The organism is Pseudomonas sp. D1-1, from assembly GCF_051132225.1.
Taxonomy (GTDB): Bacteria; Pseudomonadota; Gammaproteobacteria; order Pseudomonadales; family Pseudomonadaceae; genus Aquipseudomonas.
Genome location: NZ_CP071676.1, coordinates 1,110,900 through 1,124,973, shown reverse-complemented (window position 1 = coordinate 1,124,973; position 14,074 = coordinate 1,110,900). Strand labels below are relative to the sequence as shown.

General features: G+C 61.4%; 11 protein-coding genes. All 11 read left to right on the top strand.

The genetic code is table 11. The features are described 5' to 3' along the window. The first annotated feature begins 8 nt into the window (after positions 1-8). Positions 9-1,520, top strand: coding sequence for an alginate biosynthesis TPR repeat lipoprotein AlgK (algK, locus tag J3P86_RS04930; protein WP_434699560.1), 1,512 nt, complete (start codon positions 9-11; stop codon positions 1,518-1,520). Between the two features lie 5 nt (positions 1,521-1,525). Continuing rightward, positions 1,526-3,010 (top strand): alginate export family protein, encoded by a 1,485-nt coding sequence (locus tag J3P86_RS04925; RefSeq protein WP_434631468.1) that lies wholly within the window; start codon positions 1,526-1,528, stop codon positions 3,008-3,010. A 26-nt stretch (positions 3,011-3,036) separates the two neighbouring features. Then, positions 3,037-4,629, top strand: coding sequence for a mannuronan 5-epimerase AlgG (algG, locus tag J3P86_RS04920; RefSeq protein ID WP_434673588.1), 1,593 nt, complete (start codon positions 3,037-3,039; stop codon positions 4,627-4,629). A 12-nt stretch (positions 4,630-4,641) separates the two neighbouring features. Continuing rightward, entirely contained in the window at positions 4,642-6,093 is a 1,452-nt protein-coding gene (locus J3P86_RS04915) for an alginate O-acetyltransferase (RefSeq protein ID WP_434631471.1), read from the top strand. A 23-nt stretch (positions 6,094-6,116) separates the two neighbouring features. Next, positions 6,117-7,241 carry a mannuronate-specific alginate lyase gene (locus J3P86_RS04910; RefSeq protein WP_434631474.1) on the top strand — a complete coding sequence of 375 codons (1,125 nt, stop codon included), beginning with the start codon at positions 6,117-6,119 and terminating at the stop codon, positions 7,239-7,241. 213 nt (positions 7,242-7,454) lie between these two features. Then, positions 7,455-9,020 carry an MBOAT family O-acyltransferase gene (locus tag J3P86_RS04905; RefSeq protein WP_434625921.1) on the top strand — a complete coding sequence of 522 codons (1,566 nt, stop codon included), beginning with the start codon at positions 7,455-7,457 and terminating at the stop codon, positions 9,018-9,020. A gap of 11 nt (positions 9,021-9,031) precedes the next feature. Further along, positions 9,032-10,207 carry an alginate O-acetyltransferase gene (locus tag J3P86_RS04900; RefSeq protein WP_305496611.1) on the top strand — a complete coding sequence of 392 codons (1,176 nt, stop codon included), beginning with the start codon at positions 9,032-9,034 and terminating at the stop codon, positions 10,205-10,207. 14 nt (positions 10,208-10,221) lie between these two features. After that, positions 10,222-10,887, top strand: coding sequence for an alginate O-acetyltransferase AlgF (locus J3P86_RS04895; RefSeq protein ID WP_434625923.1), 666 nt, complete (start codon positions 10,222-10,224; stop codon positions 10,885-10,887). A gap of 150 nt (positions 10,888-11,037) precedes the next feature. After that, positions 11,038-12,489, top strand: coding sequence for a mannose-1-phosphate guanylyltransferase/mannose-6-phosphate isomerase (locus J3P86_RS04890; protein WP_434569722.1), 1,452 nt, complete (start codon positions 11,038-11,040; stop codon positions 12,487-12,489). 202 nt (positions 12,490-12,691) lie between these two features. Then, a complete protein-coding gene (locus J3P86_RS04885; protein WP_434699559.1) occupies positions 12,692-13,156 on the top strand; it encodes a multidrug transporter in 465 nt (154 codons plus the stop codon). Positions 13,157-13,186: 30 nt separating this feature from the next. Then, entirely contained in the window at positions 13,187-14,011 is an 825-nt protein-coding gene (locus J3P86_RS04880) for an SDR family oxidoreductase (RefSeq protein ID WP_434699558.1), read from the top strand. Positions 14,012-14,074 lie beyond the last annotated feature (63 nt).

Sequence of the window (14,074 nt, the reverse complement as noted above, 5' to 3'; positions counted from 1 at the left end):
TCGAGGAAATGCCCGTGATCACTCCACAAAACAACAATGCACCGCATTCCCTGTGGGAGCGAGCTTGCTCGCGATGGGATCGACGCGGTCTGTCTGGTACACCGAGCGGCCTGCATCGCGAGCAAGCTCGCTCCCACACAGGATATGCGTTGTGTGCTCTGGCGCTGGCAGTCAGTCTTAGCGGTTGCGCCGGCCTGCCCGACCAGCGCCTGGCCAACGAAGCCCTCAAGCGCGGCGACACGGCGTTGGCGCAGCAGAACTATCAGCAACTGGCAGACCTGGGCTACAGCGAGGCCCAGGTGGGCCTGGCCGATATCCAGGTAGACAGCCGCGACCCCGAGCAGATGAGAAAGGCCGAGGCGACCTACCGCGCCGCCGCCGACATCTCGCCGCGCGCCCAGGCTCGCCTGGGTCGCCTGCTGGTGGCCAAGCCCGGCTCCACCGAAGCTGAAAAGCACGAAGCCGAAGGCCTGTTGAAAAAAGCCTTTGCCAACGGTGAGGGCAACACGCTGATCCCGCTGGCGATGCTGTACCTGCAATATCCCCACAGCTTCCCGAACGTCAACGCGCAGCAACAGATCAGCCAATGGCGCAGCGCCGGTTATCCGGAAACGGGCCTGGCGCAGATCCTGCTCTATCGCACCCAGGGTACGTACGACCAGCATCTGGACGAAGTGGAAAGAGTCTGCAAGGCCGCCTTGGCGACCACCGACATCTGCTACGTCGAACTGGCCACGGTCTATCAGAAACGCGGCCAGCCGGAACAGCAGGCCGAGCTGATCAAGCAGATGCAGGCCGGTCACGCTCGTGGTGTGGTCTCGGCCCAGCGCGTGGACAGTGTCGCGCGTGTCCTGGCCGATTCCAGCCTGGGCAAGACCGACGAGAAAACCGCTCAGTCGCTGCTCGAAGGCATCGCGCCCGGCAACCCTGCTTCCTGGGTCAGCCTGGCGCAGCTGCTCTACGATTTCCCTGAGTTGGGCGACGTCGACAAGATGATGCAGTACCTGGAAAACGGCCGCGCCGCCGACCAGCCGCGCGCCGAGCTGTTGCTGGGCAAGCTGTACTACGAAGGCAAGTGGGTACCCGCCGACGCCAAGGTCGCCGAGGCGCATTTCCAGAAAGCCGTGGGCCGTGAAGTGGCCGCCGATTACTACCTCGGCCAGATCTATCGTCGCGGCTACCTGGGCCAGGTGTACTCGCAAAAGGCCCTGGATCACCTGCTCAAGGCCGCCCGCAACGGCCAGAACAGCGCCGACTACGCCATTGCCCAGCTGTTTTCCCAAGGCAAGGGCACCAAGCCCAACCCGGTCAACGCTTATGTGTTCAGCCAGTTGGCCAAGGCGCAAAACACCCCGCAAGCCATCGAGCTTGCCCAGACCCTCGAAGAACAATTACCGCCGGAACAACTTGCACAAGCGCAACGCCTGCTACAACAAGAGCAGGCCATTCGCGGCGCCATGAGCCCCGATACGCTGGAACTGCAAGCCCTAAAAGAAGATGACGGCGAGGAACCTCTATGAAGCTTTTGAAGCTCAATCCTTTTGTACAGGCTGGTATTGGCCTGTCGTTTGCCCTGCTGTGGTCCTGCCCGACCCTGGCGGCCCTGACCGATAGCAAGAATTTCGGCCTGGAAGTGAAGATCACCGGCCAGTCCGAAGATGACCGCGACCTCGGCACCCAGCGTGGTGGCGACGTCAACGGCATCGGCCTCGACCTGCGCCCTTGGGTCTACGGCGAAAGCGGTGCGTGGAGTGCCTATGCCATGGCCCAGGCCGTGACGTCCACCGACATCATCGAGACCGACACCCTGCAACAGTCGGACGACGCGACCCAGCAAACCGACAGCGGCGACCGCGAGGCCAAGAAAAGCTACCTGGCCATGCGCGAATTCTGGATTGGCTACCGGGGCCTGACCCCTTATCCGGGCGAGCAGTTGAAGTTCGGCCGCCAACGCCTGCGCAATGACGACGGGCAATGGCGCGACACCAACATCGAAGCCCTGAACTGGACCTTCGACACCACGCTGCTGCGCGCCAACCTGGGCGTCGCCGAGCGGTTCAGCGAATACCGCACCGACCTCAAGGAGCTGTCGCCCCAGGACAAGGACCGTATGCATGTCTACGGTGATGTCGGCTATCAGTGGATGCCAGGCCAATGGGCCGGGATCCGTGCCCACCACAGCCATGACAGCGGCAGCCTCGACTATCCGGTCCCGGGCCAGGCCACCGACACCCTGGACAAGACCCAGAACGGTGATCTGACCTGGCTCGGCCTGGAAGCCAACAGCGACGCCTACAACTGGCGCAACACCAATACCGTCAACTATTGGGCAAGCGTCACCGGCATGACCGGCGACCGCGACACCGTCAACCCGCTGAACGCCGACGGCACCCGCCCCGCGCAGCTCAAGCGCAGCGACGACGTCGACGGCTGGGCCACCGACCTGGGTATCCGCCTGCGCCTCGACCCGCAATGGCAAGTCGGTGCGGCCTATGCCCGCGCCAGCGAGGACTACGAACAGAACGGCCTGCAAAGCAACCGCTCGAACTTCACCGGCACCCGCTCGCGCGTGCATCGTTTCGGCGAAGCGTTCCGTGGCGAGATGGCCAACACCCAGAGCGCCAGCCTGTTCGGTTCCTGGCAGTTGCGTGACGAATACGACGCCAGCCTGGTGTACCACAAGTTCTGGCGCGTGGACGGCAACAAGGCAGTGGGCAGCAACGGCATCAACGCCGTGGAAAACAACACCGATGACGTGACCGGCGCGATCCTGTCCACCTCGTCCCTGCCGCTGCGCGACGGCGACAAGGACCTGGGCCAGGAAGTCGACCTGGTCGTCACCAAGTACTTCAAGCAAGGCCTGCTGCCGGCTGCGCTGAGTCAATCGATTGATGAGCCGTCGGCGCTGGTGCGCTTTCGTGGCGGCGTGTTCAAGCCAGGCGACGCCTACGGCAAAGAGGTCGATTCGTACATGCATCGCGCCTTTGTCGACGTGATCTGGCGCTTCTGATGCGAACGGCCATGGGAGTGCCCGATATGAACCACTACCTCAGGAACAGCCAGGCGATGAAAGGTTCGATCAGCCTGTTGGCCGCAGCCATGCTGCTGGCCGGCTCGTCGGCGTTCGCCAACGTTGAACCGGTGGTCAAGCCGGGCAACGTGGTCAAGGAACTGCAGCAAGCCAAGACCTACACCGTCAGCAGCGCGCCAACCGCACCGCTGGAACTGGCCGCACCGACCCTGCCCGACCTCTCCGGCTACACCGCCGAAGCGGTCGCGGCGAAGATCGTGCGCAGCAAGCCCGGCAAGGTCAGCGTGCGGCGGATGATGCAGGAAAACGCCTTGAAGGACTTCATCGGCGGCGACAACAAGATGGCCGAGTGGGTGGTGCGCCAGCACGGCATCCCGCAGGCCATCTTCATCGACGACGGCTACATGAACCTCAAGGATCTGGTCAAGAAGGTGCCCAAGCAGTACCTCAAGGAAACTTCGCCAGGCGTCTTCCTGGCGCGGATTCCGATTGTCGTGGGCGAAAAAGGCATCCTGGAGATCGACAAGCAGACCCAGGAACTGCGCCTGTCCCAAGAGGGAGGCTCGTTCCTGGTCAACGATGGCCGGATGTTCATCCGCGACACCAAGGTCACCGGCTGGCGTGAAAAGGACAACGGCCCCGCGACGTTTCGTTCGGCCAACGAGTTCCGGCCGTTCCTGCTGTCCTGGGGCGGCACCGAGACCTACATCGTCAACACCAAGATGGCCAGCTTCGGCTACGCCAACAGTAAGTCGTACGGCGTCAGTATTTCCCAGTACACGCCGAACATGGCCAAGGTCCTCAAGCGTCCGGAACCGACCGGCTGGATCATCGGTTCCGAGTTCTCGGACATGTGGTACGGCTTCTACTGCTACGAAACCAACGATTTCGTGGTCAAGAGCAACACCTACAAAGACAACATCGTCTACGGCATCGACCCCCACGACCGTTCCCATCGGCTGATCATTGCCGACAACACCGTCTACGGGACCAAGAAAAAGCACGGAATCATTATTTCCCGTGAGGTCAACGACAGCTTCATTTTCAACAACCGCAGCTACGACAACAAACTCTCGGGCCTGGTGATCGACCGTAACAGCGTGAACAACGTGATCGCCTACAACGAGATCTACAAGAACCACACCGACGGCATCACGCTTTATGAGAGTGGTGACAACCTGTTGTGGGGCAACAAGGTGATCAGCAACCAGCGCCACGGCATTCGGATTCGTAACAGCGTGAACATCCGCTTGTACGAAAACCTGTCCATGGCCAACGGCCTGACCGGTCTTTATGGCCACATCAAGGACCTTTCCGACACTGACCGGGACATCAAGCTCGACCCGTTCGACGCCCAAGTCTCCTTGATCGTGGTCGGCGGCGAACTGGCCGGCAATGGCAGCGGCCCGTTGTCCATCGACTCGCCATTGAGTGTCGAGCTGTACCGCGTGTCCATGCTCGCGCCGACCAAATCCAGCGGCATCAGCTTCACGGGGATCCTTGGCGAACGCCAGGACGAAATCCTCGACCTGCTGGTGCGCCAGCAAAAAGCCGTGCTGATCGACCCTGTCGAACGCCAGACCGAAATGCGGGACTGAGGAATGACCTTTATGAACCCACAGATGATCAAACTTCTGGGCCTGTCCGCCCTGACTGCCGGCATTCTCGCCGCCGCAAGCGGCGCGCGCGCCGATGAAGTCAAAGCACCGACCTTTACCGCCGAACCCTGCTGCAACCTGTGCCCGGCTGCCCATGACGCGAAGAACTACACCACGCGCTACCAGCAGAACTTCACCACGCTGGTGCAGGCCCAGGGCGACTGGCTGTTCCGTACCCAGGAAGACCTGCGTACCGAGTTCAATACCACACCGGCCGGTTACAAGCGCATGCAGCAACTGCACGATGCGTTCAAGAAAAAAGGCGTCGAGCTGGTAATCGTCTACCAGCCGACCCGTGGCTTGGTGAACCGCAACAAGCTCAACCCGCAGGAGAAGGCTTCCTTCGACTACGAAAAGGCCCTGGCCAATTACAAAACCATGCTCGGCCGTTTCGCGCAGATGGGTTACGTGGTGCCGGACCTGTCGCCACTGACCAACGAAAACCTGCCCGAAACCCTGCCGGCCCACGACTTCTACTTCCGTGGCGACCAGCACTGGACCCCGTACGGCGCCCAGCGCACGGCGAAGATCGTGGCCGAGAAGGTCAAGCAGATCCCGGCCTTCGCTGACATTCCCAAGCAGGAATTCGAGACCAAGAAGTCTGGCCGCATGGGCAAGACCGGCACCCTGCACAACATGGCCGGGCAACTCTGCGGCACCAGCTACGCGATTCAGTACATGGACCAGTTCACCACCGAGCCCAAGGGCGAGGCTGGCGACGGCGACCTGTTCGGTGATTCCGGCAATCCGCAGATCACCCTCGTGGGCACCAGCCACAGCGGCAAGAACTACAACTTCGCCGGTTTCCTGCAAGAAGCCATCGGCGCCGACATCCTCAACGTGGCCTTCCCGGGCGGCGGTTTCGAGGGCGCGATGATCCAGTACCTGGGCAGCGAAGAGTTCCAGAAGAATCCGCCGAAGATTCTCATCTGGGAATTCTCGCCGCTGTATCGCCTGGACCAGGAAACCATCTATCGCCAGATGATGGCGCTGCTCGACAACAACGGTTGCGAAGGCAAGCCGGCGCTGATGAGCAGCAAGGCCAAGCTAAAGCCGGGCAAGAACGAATTGATGGTCAACAGCAAGAATATGGACCTGCGTAACGGCAGTCACCAGATCGACATCCGCTTCACCGACACCTCGGTGAAAACCTTGCAAGCCACCCTCTGGTACATGAATGGGCGCCACGAGGACATCAAGATCGAAAAACCGAACACCTCCGAAACCGACGGGCGTTTCGCCTTCCAATTGCGCACCGACGAAGACTGGGCCTCGCAGAACCTCCTGGCTCTAGAAGTCCAGGGTCCTGAAGCCGGTAAAGAGCCACTGCAAGTGGAAGCGAAAGTCTGCAAACGCAATGCATCTCCGCAAGCCGAGCAACAAACGGCTCAAATCGGACAATGAGGTCTCGTCTCATGACCAGAACCATGCGCACCCGAACGTTGAAAACGCTGTTGGCGCCATCGCTGCTGACCCTGGCGATATTCGCCGGGGCCACGCAGGCCGCGGCGCCACTGCGCCCGCCGCAGGGCTACTTCGCACCGATTGAAAAGGTCAAGGAAGGCTCCGGCGGCCAGGGCTGCGAAGCCGTGCCGACGCCTTACACCGGCTCGCTGCAGTTTCGCAGCAAGTACGAGGGCTCCGACAAGGCTCGCGCAACGCTGAACGTGCAGTCGGAAAAAGCCTTCCGCGACAGCACTGCCGACATCACCAAGATCGAGCGCGGCATCAGCAAGCAGGTCATGCAGTTCATGCGCGACGGTCGCCCCGAGCAACTGGAATGCACCCTGAACTGGCTGACCGCCTGGGCCAAGGCCGATGCGTTGATGTCCAAGGATTTCAACCACACCGGCAAGTCCATGCGCAAATGGGCGCTGGGCAGCATGGCTTCGGCCTATGTGCGCCTGAAGTTCTCCGAGTCGCGCCCGCTGGCGAATCACCAGGAACAGGCGCAACTGATCGAGAGCTGGTTCAGCAAGATGGCCGACCAGGTCGTCAGCGACTGGGACAACCTGCCGCTGGACAAGACCAACAACCACTCGTACTGGGCCGCCTGGTCAGTGATGGCGACCGCCGTGGCGACCAACCGTCGTGACCTGTTCGACTGGGCCGTCAAGGAATACAAGGTCGGCGTCAACCAGGTAGACGCCGAAGGCTTCTTGCCCAACGAGCTCAAGCGCAAGCAACGCGCCCTGTCCTACCACAACTATGCCCTGCCGCCGCTGGCGATGATCGCCAGTTTCGCCCAGGTCAACGGCGTGGACCTGCGCCAGGAAAACAATGGCGCCCTCAAGCGACTGGGCGACCGGGTGCTGGCCGGGGTGGAAGACCCGGACATCTTCGAAGAGAAGAACGGCGACGAGCAGGACATGAAGGATCTGAAGATCGATTCGAAATTCGCCTGGCTCGAACCGTTCTGCAGCCTCTACACCTGCTCCGAGGACGTGCTGGAACGCAAGCATGAAATGCAACCGTTCAAGACCTTCCGCCTCGGCGGCGACCTGACCCGCGTGTATGACCCTTCGCGGGAGAAAGGCGAGAAAGGTAGTTAAGACTCAACACATTTCCTGTGGCGAGGGAGCTTGCTCCCGCTGGGGTGCGTAGCGCCCCCAAGCCTGACGATGCGACTGCTTCGCAGCCGAGCGGGAGCAAGCTCCCTCGCCACAGGTAAGCAAGTGTTCGAAATGTAATAGCCCCCCGGTTTTCATGGGGGGGTTTGGGGGGGCTCTGGCCCTTGACTGTTGATTCAACATGGAGAGATCGGGATGGTATTTTCATCCAATGTGTTCCTGTTCCTGTTCCTGCCGATCTTTCTCGGCTTGTACTACCTGAGCGGGCAACGCTATCGCAACCTGCTGCTGCTGATCGCCAGCTACGTGTTCTATGCCTGGTGGCGGGTGGACTTCCTCGCCCTGTTCGCCGGCGTCACCCTGTGGAACTACTGGATCGGCCTGAAAGTCGGTGCCGCCGGCGTGCGCACCAAGCCGGCCCAGCGTTGGCTGCTGCTCGGCGTGGGCGTGGACCTGGCCATCCTGGGCTATTTCAAGTACGCCAATTTCGGTGTCGACAGCCTCAACGCGATCATCACCGGCTTCGGGCTGAACCCGTTCATCCTGACCCACGTACTGTTGCCGATCGGTATCTCGTTCTACATCTTCGAGTCCATCAGCTACATCATCGACGTGTATCGCGGTGACACACCGGCCACTCGCAACCTGATCGACTTCGCGGCATTCGTGGCGATCTTCCCGCACCTGATCGCCGGCCCCGTGCTGCGTTTCCGTGACCTGGCCGACCAGTTCAACAACCGCACCCACACGCTGGACAAGTTCTCCGAAGGCTGCACGCGCTTCATGCAGGGCTTCATCAAGAAAGTGTTCATCGCCGATACCCTGGCGGTGGTGGCCGACCATTGCTTCGCCTTGGAGAACCCGACCACGGGCGATGCCTGGCTCGGCGCCCTGGCGTACACCGCGCAGCTGTACTTCGACTTCTCCGGCTACAGCGACATGGCCATCGGCCTGGGCCTGATGATGGGTTTCCGTTTCATGGAAAACTTCAAGCAGCCCTACATCAGCCAGTCGATCACCGAGTTCTGGCGGCGCTGGCACATCAGCCTGTCGACCTGGCTGCGCGACTACCTCTACATCACCCTGGGCGGTAACCGCAAAGGCACGCTGATGACCTATCGCAACCTGTTCCTGACCATGCTGCTCGGTGGTCTGTGGCACGGTGCGAACATCACCTACGTGATCTGGGGTGCCTGGCACGGCATGTGGCTGGCCATCGAAAAAGCGGTGGGCATCGACACCAACCCACGCAGCATCAACCCGATCCGCTGGGCATTGACCTTCCTGCTGGTGGTGATGGGCTGGGTGATCTTCCGTGCCGAAAACCTGCACGTCGCCGGTCGCATGTACAGCGCGATGTTCAGCTTTGGTGACTGGTCGCTGTCGGAACTGACCCGCGCCAACCTCACCGGCCTGCAGATCGCTACGTTGGCGGTGGCCTACATCACCCTCGCCTTCTTCGGCCTGCGCGACTTCTACACCAATCGTCCGCCGGTCAAGGCCAAGCCTGAAGAGAGCACCGAAGCCAATGGGCCTGCCACTGCGCAACCGGGACTGATCAAAGCCGTACCGGGTGACAACCCGTCGACCATCCATGAACCAGGCTACACCGTCGGCGTCGAAGCCCAGGTGCAACCGGCCTACTGGACCGTGGACTGGTCGCGCTACGTGATGCGCACCCTGGTATTGGTGTTGTTCATCGCCTCGATTCTCAAACTGTCGGCGCAAAGCTTCTCGCCGTTCCTTTACTTCCAGTTCTGAGGGATCCGGACATGACCCGCTCATTACGCATCTTCTACGTCGCACTGTTCATGCTGATACTGACAGCGCTGGGTATCTGGTCGATGCGCAGCTTCCTCGGCTTCAGCACCAACCCCGATGCGACCGTGCTCAACGGTCGCTGGGCCAAGGCCGTGGAAACGCATTACGACGAAGAATTCCCGATCAAACGCCTGGGCACCAACATCTGGGCGGCGCTGGACTACAAGCTGTTCAACGAGGGCCGCAAAGGCGTGGTCCTGGGCCGCGATCAGTGGCTGTTCAGCGATGAGGAATTCAACCCGATCGTCAACGAAGACCAGAACCTGCAAGGCAACTACGCGCTGATCGAAGGCGTGCGCCAGAAGCTCAAGGAGCAAGGCATTACCCTGGTCATGGCCATCGTGCCGGCCAAGGCGCGGCTGTATCCGGAGCACCTGGGTGAAGTGAAGCCTTCGAGCATTCACGCCAACCTGTACCAGGATTTCCACGCCCGTGTCGCGGCGGACAAGATCCTTGCCCCTGACTTGCTCGCCCCGCTGCAACAGGCCAAGCAAAGCGGTCAGCAAGTGTTCCTGCGCACCGACACCCACTGGACTCCGGAAGGCGCGCAAATCGCTGCGGAACATCTGGCCAAAGCGATTGCCGAACGCACACCACTGAACGGTGAGCCACAGCGTTTCGTCACAGAGCCTGCGGAAAAAATCATCCACAAGGGCGACCTGCGTCAGTTCCTGCCGCTGGACCCGCTGTTCGAAAACCTGATGCCAGCCCAGGAACCGCTGGTCAAGCGCAACACCCGCGAAGCCGACGACCAGCCGGCCAGCGAAGACGCACTGTTCGCCGATGCCCAGGTGCCCGTGGCTCTGATCGGTACCAGCTACAGCGCCAACCCGAACTGGAACTTCGTCGGTGCACTCAAGCAAGCCCTGCACAGCGACGTCGTCAACTACGCCGAAGACGGCCATGGCCCGATTCTGCCGATGCTCAGCTACCTCAAGAGCGACGCCTTCAAGAACAGCCCGCCACAAGTGCTGATCTGGGAGTTTCCTGAACGTTATCTGCCCGTGAACAACGAGATCGGCGACGCCGATCCGCAATGGGTCGCCGAGCTCAAACAAGCCGGCGCCCGCCAACAGAACGTAGCTGCAAACACACAATCCGAGACGCCCGACCGGGCGCAAAACTGAAAGAGAGGTCCACCATGACTTTCAACACTACTCCTCGCCGTCTCGCTGCTCGCTCCTTCAAGGCCGTTGCCCTGGTCGCCAGCATGAGTGCCCTGTCCTTCTCAGCGTTTGCCGGTGACTCGGCCCTGTACGGCCCGGTCGCGCCAAAAGGTTCGAGCTTCGTGCGGATCTACAACGCCAGCAACGCCGAAGTCAGCGCCACCGTCGGCAGCACCAATATCAGCGACGTGGCCCCACTGGCCAGCAGCGACTTCAGCTTCATGCCTGGCGGCGACTACAGCGCGAAGGTGGGCAGCCAGACCGTACCGGTTAAACTGGCCTCCGATCACTATTACACCCTGGTCAATAACGCCAGCGGCCAGCCACAACTGATCGAAGAGCCACCGTTCAAGAACAAGCAGAAATCCCTGGTCCGCATGCAGAACCTCAGCGACAAGCCGCTGACCCTCAAGACCGCTGATGGCAAGACCGAAGTGGTTCCGAACGTAGCGGCCAAGGGCCGTGGCGAACGTGAAATCAACCCGGTGAAAGTGAGCCTGGCACTGTACGAAGGCGACAAGAAAGTCGGCGACGTCAAGCCTGTTGCCCTGGAGCGTGGCGAAGCGGCCGTGCTGTACGTAACCGGCTCCGGCAGCAGCCTGTCGCCAGTCTGGGTGAAACGCCCGGTGTCGACCCGCTGATGAGTTTTCCTGACTGACGCCCTGCCTGTGGGAGCCAACCTGCTCCCACTTTGAACCGAGGCGTCATTCAGGCACGGAACAACAACAAGAGAGTGAAACGACAGAACGCAGTAGCTCTGAAACCATTTCGATTTTGTAGGAGTAACACACATGATTCCGGTGATCTTGTCAGGTGGTAGCGGCTCACGTCTTTGGCCGCTTTCGCGCAAGCAATTCCCTAAACAGTTCCTGGCCTTGACCGGCGAACATACCCTGTTCCAGCAGACCCTCGAGCGCCTGGTGTTCGAAGGCATGGACACGCCGATCGTGGTCTGCAACAAGGACCACCGCTTCATCGTCAACGAGCAGCTGTCGGCCCGCAACCTGGAAGCCCAGCGCATCCTGATGGAACCGTTCGGTCGCAACACGGCACCTGCCGTGGCCCTGACTGCGATGATGCTGGTCAATGAAGGCCGCGACGAACTGATGCTGGTGCTGCCGGCCGACCACGTCGTCGAGGACCAGAAGGCCCTGCAACGCGCCCTGGCGCTGGCCACCGTGGCCGCCGAGCGTGGCGAAATGGTGCTGTTCGGCGTACCGGCGACCAAGCCGGAAACCGGTTATGGCTACATCAAGTCGACCAACGATGCCCTGCTGCCTGAAGGCGTCAGCCGCGTTTCGCACTTCGTCGAAAAACCCGACGTCAAGCGCGCCACTGAGTTCGTCGATGCCGGCGGTTACTTCTGGAACAGCGGCATGTTCCTCTTCCGCGCCAGCCGCTTCCTCGAAGAGCTGAAAAAGCACGATCCGGACATCTACGACACCTGCCTGCTGACTCTGGAGCGCAGCGAGCAGACCGCCGACACCATCACTTTTGACGAAGCCACTTTCGCCTGCTGCCCGGACAACTCCATCGACTACGCCGTGATGGAAAAAACCCAACGCGCCTGCGTAGTGCCGCTGTCGGCCGGCTGGAGCGATGTCGGCTGCTGGTCGTCGCTGTGGGAAGTCAATCCGAAGGACGCCAACGGCAACGTCACCAAGGGCGACGTCGTGGTCCAGGACAGCCGCAACTGCATGATCCACGGCAACGGCAAGCTGGTATCGGTGATCGGCCTGGACAACATCGTCGTGGTCGAAACCAAGGACGCCATGATGATCGCCCACAAGGACAAGGTCCAAGGCGTGAAGCAGATGGTCAACACCCTCAATGCCCAGGGCCGCACCGAAACCCAGAACCACTGCGAAGTCTATCGTCCATGGGGTTCCTACGACTCGGTGGACATGGGCGGTCGTTTCCAGGTCAAGCACATCTCGGTCAAGCCGGGCGCGTGCCTGTCGCTGCAGATGCACCACCACCGCGCCGAACACTGGATCGTGGTCAGCGGCACCGCCGAAGTGACCTGCGACGAGAATGTGTTCCTGCTCTGCGAAAACCAGTCGACCTACATCCCGATCGCGTCGGTCCACCGCCTGCGCAACCCGGGCAAGATCCCGCTGGAAATCATCGAAGTGCAGTCCGGTAGCTACCTGGGCGAAGACGACATCGAGCGCTTCGAAGACATCTACGGTCGCTCCACCCCGATCGAACGCGGCGTGTCGGTGAAGACCATCGCGCAGTAAGAACTAGTAGCAACGATCAGTAGTAACGATCGGCAACAAAAGATCAGTCGTACAAGAAGCCCCCGTCCAACCCACTGCGTCCCCTATCCGCAGCGGGTTGGGCGGGGGCTTTTTCCTGGGCGTTCGGTGACCCATCCAGGGAGCAATACCCATGGCCCGCCCCCTTCGGTAGGATGTGCCGACGGTCACGGAGGCTTCAACCATGTTTATCGGCGTCTTGCTGGTCATCACCTGGCTCATCCTGCTGTTGCGCTACCCGGCCAAGGCATTGCCGGTGTCCCTGGCGGCGTTTGTCGGGTTGGGGCTGGTGGCGGCATGGGTACTCTGGGAAGAGAACCGGGAAACCCGGCAACTGGCACGTCTGGACCTGCGCGTCACGTTCGCTCCTGACCAGTGCCCCGCCGATCGCCCACTGCTGCTGAAAATGCGCAATGGCAACGACGTGCCTCTGACCGAACTGCGCTGGCGAATCGCAGCCTATGCCCCCGGCGATACCATCAACCTGGCGGACAACCAGTACAGCTCACCGCGCTACAGCGGCCCCGGCGAATTGCAACCCGGCGCCAACTGGCAGGACTGCCTGCCGATACCGCCACTGCGCCCCGGCTACCGCCCGCAAACCCTGGAGTTTCGTGCCGAGCGACTGCAAGGTAGTTTCTCCAACTGACCCTCCCATTTTTTGCACAAGGAAAGCCTCATGCCCGTCGCGCTGATCACCGGATGTTCCAGCGGCATCGGCCGCGCCCTCGCCGATGCCTTCAAGACCGCCGGTTACCAGGTCTGGGCCAGCGCGCGCAAGGATGACGACGTGGCGCAGTTGCGCGCCGCCGGGTTCACCGCCGTGCAGCTGGATGTCAATGACGCTCAGGCGCTGGAACAGCTCGGCGAGCGAATCAACCAGGAACATGGCGGCCTCGATGTGCTGGTCAACAACGCCGGTTATGGCGCCATGGGCCCGTTGCTGGATGGCGGCGTGCCGGCCATGCAGCGTCAGTTCGAAACCAACGTGTTCGCCATCGTCGGCGTGACCCGCGCGCTCTTTCCGGTGCTGCGCCGGGCGAAGGGGCTGGTGGTGAACATCGGCAGTGTTTCCGGTGTGCTGGTCACGCCATTTGCCGGGGCGTACTGCGCCTCCAAGGCTGCCGTGCATGCCTTGAGTGATGCGCTGCGCATGGAACTGGCGCCGTTCGGGATCCGCGTGATGGAGGTCCAGCCCGGTGCCATTGCCTCCAGCTTCGCGAAAAATGCCGGGCATGAAGCCGAGCAGTTGATCAGCGAACAATCGCCCTGGTGGCCCCTGCGTGACGGTATCCGCGCCCGCGCCAAGGCCTCCCAGGACAACCCCACCCCCACCAGCGAATTCGCCGCCGCGCTGCTCAAAGCCGTGCAACAACCCAAACCACCGCGCTTGTTGCGTCTGGGCAATGGCAGCCGGGCGTTGCCGTTGATGGCCGGTCTGTTGCCCAAGGGGTTGCTGGAGAAAGGCTTGATGAAGCGGTTCGGGTTGGGTCGGTCGCTTTAAATCATCGGGCTCTGCTTTTGCTGTTGTGCCAAGAATCCTTTGGGATAACCGGAACATGTGGGA

Coding starts and splice junctions, on each gene's coding strand:
- algK (WP_434699560.1), top strand. CDS start 9: ATGCCCGTGATCACTCCACAAAACAACAATGCACCGCATTCCCTGTGG.
- algG (WP_434673588.1), top strand. CDS start 3,037: ATGAACCACTACCTCAGGAACAGCCAGGCGATGAAAGGTTCGATCAGC.
- J3P86_RS04915 (WP_434631471.1), top strand. CDS start 4,642: ATGAACCCACAGATGATCAAACTTCTGGGCCTGTCCGCCCTGACTGCC.
- J3P86_RS04910 (WP_434631474.1), top strand. CDS start 6,117: ATGCGCACCCGAACGTTGAAAACGCTGTTGGCGCCATCGCTGCTGACC.
- J3P86_RS04905 (WP_434625921.1), top strand. CDS start 7,455: ATGGTATTTTCATCCAATGTGTTCCTGTTCCTGTTCCTGCCGATCTTT.
- J3P86_RS04900 (WP_305496611.1), top strand. CDS start 9,032: ATGACCCGCTCATTACGCATCTTCTACGTCGCACTGTTCATGCTGATA.
- J3P86_RS04895 (WP_434625923.1), top strand. CDS start 10,222: ATGACTTTCAACACTACTCCTCGCCGTCTCGCTGCTCGCTCCTTCAAG.
- J3P86_RS04890 (WP_434569722.1), top strand. CDS start 11,038: ATGATTCCGGTGATCTTGTCAGGTGGTAGCGGCTCACGTCTTTGGCCG.
- J3P86_RS04885 (WP_434699559.1), top strand. CDS start 12,692: ATGTTTATCGGCGTCTTGCTGGTCATCACCTGGCTCATCCTGCTGTTG.
- J3P86_RS04880 (WP_434699558.1), top strand. CDS start 13,187: ATGCCCGTCGCGCTGATCACCGGATGTTCCAGCGGCATCGGCCGCGCC.